The sequence below is a fragment of the Stenotrophomonas maltophilia genome (genome assembly GCF_004920835.1).
GTDB classification, from domain to species: Bacteria; Pseudomonadota; Gammaproteobacteria; order Xanthomonadales; family Xanthomonadaceae; genus Stenotrophomonas; species Stenotrophomonas maltophilia_AQ.
In genome coordinates, this window is sequence record NZ_QFHO01000063.1 from 1 (window position 1) to 818 (window position 818).

Sequence of the window (818 nt, forward strand, 5' to 3'; positions counted from 1 at the left end):
GGGCAGGGCCGTGAGGCGCATGGATGCGCCGATCGAGCTTACATGGGTGAGGGCGCTTTGCTTGCGAAGCACTGCTTCGCAAGCGACCGATCGCCCAGCCGCCAGCGGCTGGGCCGGGCCCCGGAGGGGTACTTGCAGCGTGCCCTGCCCCGTCCGGCCCTCCGCCACCCCAGCCGATAGCCAGCAGGCGCAACGCTTTCCTCACTGCACCCCGCCCATTCAGAAAAACCCATTGATAGGAATGAAATTAGTAGTATCCTATCTATCTCTTATGGACCGACCCCTCGACGAGCGCACCGTGCTGCAGATGCAGCTCAGCTCCGGCCTGCTGTACGCAGGGCGGCAGTGGCAGCGCCTGGCCGACAGCCGGCTCGGCAGCTATGGCATCTCCACCGCCTGCACCATGCCGCTGCTGATGATCGGCCGCTCGGGGGGTGGCATCCGCCAGGTGGCGCTGGCCCAGCAGCTGGGCATGGAGGGGCCTTCCCTGGTCCGCCTGCTGGACAAGCTGTGCGCCAGCGACCTGGTCCGCCGCGAGAGCGACGCCAGCGACCGCCGCGCCAACCTGTTGTGGCTGACCGACGCCGGCCACGCGCTGGTCAGCGAGCTGGAAGACCAGTTGATCGGCCTGCGCCAGGACGTGTTCGGCGAGCTTTCCATGGATGAACTGCACGCCGTGCTGAAGGCATGGCGCCTGCTGGCCGAGGCCGCCGACCGCATCACGTAAGACCGCTGCCCCCGAGTACCGCCGCTGCCGTTCACACGCCAGCGGCTTTTACCCGTTGCCGTTGTTTCGTTGTTCCTCCCCTCCCCCACCT

Annotated in this window: 1 protein-coding gene; it reads left to right on the top strand. The window is 67.2% G+C overall.

All coding sequences use genetic code 11. The features are described 5' to 3' along the window. Positions 1–271: 271 nt before the first annotated feature. Positions 272–727 (top strand): MarR family winged helix-turn-helix transcriptional regulator, encoded by a 456-nt coding sequence (locus tag DI041_RS21075; protein WP_012481667.1) that lies wholly within the window; start codon positions 272–274, stop codon positions 725–727. The last annotated feature ends 91 nt before the right edge of the window (positions 728–818 follow it).

Excerpts from the sequence above, each read along its gene's own strand:
- DI041_RS21075 (WP_012481667.1), top strand. The coding sequence starts at position 272 with ATGGACCGACCCCTCGACGAGCGCACCGTGCTGCAGATGCAGCTCAGC.